This window comes from Raoultella sp., from assembly GCF_039594335.1.
GTDB lineage: Bacteria > Pseudomonadota > Gammaproteobacteria > Enterobacterales > Enterobacteriaceae > Klebsiella.
Genome location: NZ_JBCNNS010000270.1, coordinates 1 through 2,996, shown reverse-complemented (window position 1 = coordinate 2,996; position 2,996 = coordinate 1). Strand labels below are relative to the sequence as shown.

The window sequence follows — 2,996 nt, the reverse complement described above, 5'->3', positions numbered from 1 at the left end:
CCGACATATACATCTCATCGATAATGGCCTCGCGCTCCTGCTCGCTCTTTTCCGGAAAACAGTACAACAGGTTTATCTGCGCACGACGGCGTGAGCTTTTCGCCAGCCGCCCCACGGCACGGCCCAGCTTACCGAGGATTGGATCGCGAAAAGAGGGAGGCGTCAGGGCGATGCCGGCAAACGCAAAAACCCCCAGCCAGGCGCCCCAGTAGCGCGGAAGTAAAAAGGATTTTTCAAATTTTGGAATAAACTCAATATTATTTTTTTTCGTTTCCATGCCCAGTCCACAGCCGTACTGCATAAAAAAGATAATGGGGTAATCCCGTCAAACCGCGAGTTGCAGCCTCAGAAGCCGTAAGACGACTTATTCTGGGTATAGTTTAGCGATACGATAGGGAACCTACAAAAGAAAAAGCCGGCGCGCGACAGGCACCGGCTTGCATTGACGTCCTTGCTAGTCAAACCGCAGTTGCGGTATGACCTCTTTGACCTGCGCCAGATAATCGGTGCGATCGGAACCGCTCAACCCTTCGGTACGTGGCAGTTTCGCCGTTAATGGGTTCACGGCCTGCTGGTTAATCCACACTTCATAGTGCAGATGCGGACCGGTAGAACGACCGGTGTTACCTGACAGCGCAATACGATCGCCACGTTTCACTTTCTGCCCGGGTTTCACCAGCAGTTTACGCAGGTGCATATAGCGCGTGGTATAGGTGCGGCCATGGCGTACGGCCACATAGTATCCCGCTGCGCCGCTGCGCTTAGCCACCACAACCTCGCCATCGCCGACCGCAAGAACCGGCGTCCCCTGCGGCATAGCAAAATCGACGCCGCGGTGCGGGGCCACGCGCCCGGTCACGGGATTCAGACGACGCGGATTAAAGTTCGATGAGACGCGGAACTGGCGCGCCGTCGGGAAGCGCATAAAGCCCTTCGCCAGACCGGTACCGTTACGATCGTAGAACTTACCGTCTTCCGCGCGAATCGCGTAATAATCCTTGCCTTCTGAACGCAAACGCACGCCCAACAGCTGGCTCTGTTCCCGTTTACCATCAAGCATTTCGCGCGACATCAGTACCGAGAACTCATCGCCTTTCTTCAGCTTGCGGAAGTCCATCTGCCACTGCATCGCTCTGATCACCGCACTCACTTCGGTACTGGTCAGCCCGGCTTCACGAGCGCTGGTGACAAAGCTGGCGCCCACGGTGCCTTTCAGCACGTTGTTGACCCAATCCCCTTTCTGCAGCTCGCTGCTCATTTTAAAACCGTTCGCGACCCGGTTATAGGTGCGGGTTTCTCGACGCGACATTTCCCATGTCAGGCTTTGCAAATCCCCCTCTGCCGTTAAGGTCCAGGAGAGCTGTTGGCCAATTTTCAGGTTACGTAACTCTTTGTCGGCGGAGGAGAGCTGGGCGATATCGCCCATATCGATGCCGTACTGGTTGAGAATGCTGCTCAGCGTATCGCCAGTAGAGACCACATATTCGTGGCCGCCTGACTCGCTATCGGCTTTATCATCCAGTTCATCTTGAGGAATGGCTTCTTCTTCCTGCGGCGCCTGGTCGATAGGCTCGGAGGCTTCCGGCAGCAGTGAACGAATTTCGCTTTTTTCCAGTTCGATCGTCCTGACGATAGGGGCGGATTCCGGATGGTAGATATAAGGTCGCCAGACGGCGACCGCTAGTGTCAGAACGCTCAACGACCCCAGCATGACGCGGTGAGGTCGTGGCAAATTGTTGAATGCCTGAGAGACAGCGCGGGCTATCTGTTGCACGTATTCACTTCCTCGTTAATCTCCTTTCAGGCAGCTCGAATACTGTTTCGCCAGTTGGTCGAGGAACTGCGGGTAACTCTCTTTACCCAGCTTAATTCCGGTACCAAGAGGGTCCAGAGTTCCCATGCGCACAGAGGTGCCCCTGGCAACAGCTTCTATAACGGCTGGCCTGAACTGTGGCTCAGCAAAAACGCACGCTGCTTTTTGCTCAACCAGCTGTGTTCTGATTTCGTGTAAACGCTGCGCACCAGGCTGTATTTCAGGATTTACGGTAAAATGCCCCAGAGAGGTCAGACCGTAGTGTTTTTCAAAGTAGCCATAGGCATCATGAAAAACGAAATACCCTTTTCCTTTCAGCGGTGCGAGCTCGTTACTCACCTGCTTATCAGTTGAGGCTAATTTTGCCTCAAATTCTTTCAGGTTAGCGTCAAGTTTGGCTCGACTCTGCGGCATAAGTTCCAATAATTTATCGTGGATTGCAACCGCTGAAAGCCGCGCTATCTCTGGGGATAACCACAGATGCATATTGTAAACACCGTGATGGTGATCGCCGTCACTATTTTCACCCGCGGCGTGTTCGTGGCCATGCTCGTCATCGTCGTCATCCGCTCCTTTCATCAGCAACGGTTTCACGCCAGCAAGCTCAGCGATAGTCACCTTTTTATTCGACGCAATGCTTTGCGTTGACTTGTCCATGAACGCTTCCATCTCTGGACCAATCCATACCACTAAGTCTGCGTTCTGTAAGCGTTTTACATCGGAAGGACGCAGTGAATAATCATGCTCTGAGGCGCCGTCAGGCAGCAACACCTGGGTCTCCGTGACTCCATCAGCGATAGCGGAAGCGATAAAGCCTAAGGGTTTCATTGAGGTAACCACGGCGGCATTCGCCGTAGAGGTCTGAGCGAACAAAAAAACGGCGCTAAGTCCAGCGCAAAGAAGCGTATTTTTATGTAACATAATGCGTCTAGTCATCGTAATGAATGAGAAAGATGTGATATTATAACATTCACTAGTTTGTGCAACCCCTAATTTGACATGACAAATCTTGTAACTCTCGAAAACGTCTCGGTCGCCTTCGGCCAACGACGCGTACTGTCTGACATTTCGCTGGCGCTAAAGCCCGGCAAAATTTTGACCTTACTCGGCCCTAATGGCGCAGGCAAATCTACACTTGTGCGGGTGGTTCTTGGACTGGTAGCACCGACTGACGGTGTTATCA

The 2,996-nt window shown here is 52.9% G+C and carries 4 protein-coding genes; 1 reads left to right on the top strand and 3 read right to left on the bottom strand.

Annotated elements, in window-relative coordinates; translation table 11 throughout:
* From ACZAHD_RS22850 to znuA, 3 genes are all read right to left on the bottom strand, one after another.
* Nucleotides 1-277: LpxL/LpxP family acyltransferase (locus ACZAHD_RS22850; RefSeq protein WP_462458756.1), on the bottom strand; the 277-nt coding region annotated here is incomplete at its 3' end.
* A 177-nt stretch (nucleotides 278-454) separates the two neighbouring features.
* Entirely contained in the window at nucleotides 455-1,774 is a 1,320-nt protein-coding gene (gene mepM / locus ACZAHD_RS22845; RefSeq protein ID WP_462458755.1) for a murein DD-endopeptidase MepM, read from the bottom strand.
* Nucleotides 1,775-1,789: 15 nt separating this feature from the next.
* Nucleotides 1,790-2,734, bottom strand: a complete 945-nt coding sequence (gene znuA / locus ACZAHD_RS22840) for a zinc ABC transporter substrate-binding protein ZnuA (RefSeq protein WP_462458754.1) — start codon at nucleotides 2,732-2,734, stop codon at nucleotides 1,790-1,792.
* Between the two features lie 78 nt (nucleotides 2,735-2,812).
* Here znuA and ACZAHD_RS22835 point away from each other — a divergent pair.
* Nucleotides 2,813-2,996, top strand: a 184-nt coding sequence (locus ACZAHD_RS22835; protein WP_462458753.1) for an ATP-binding cassette domain-containing protein, incomplete at its 3' end; no start/stop codon positions are given.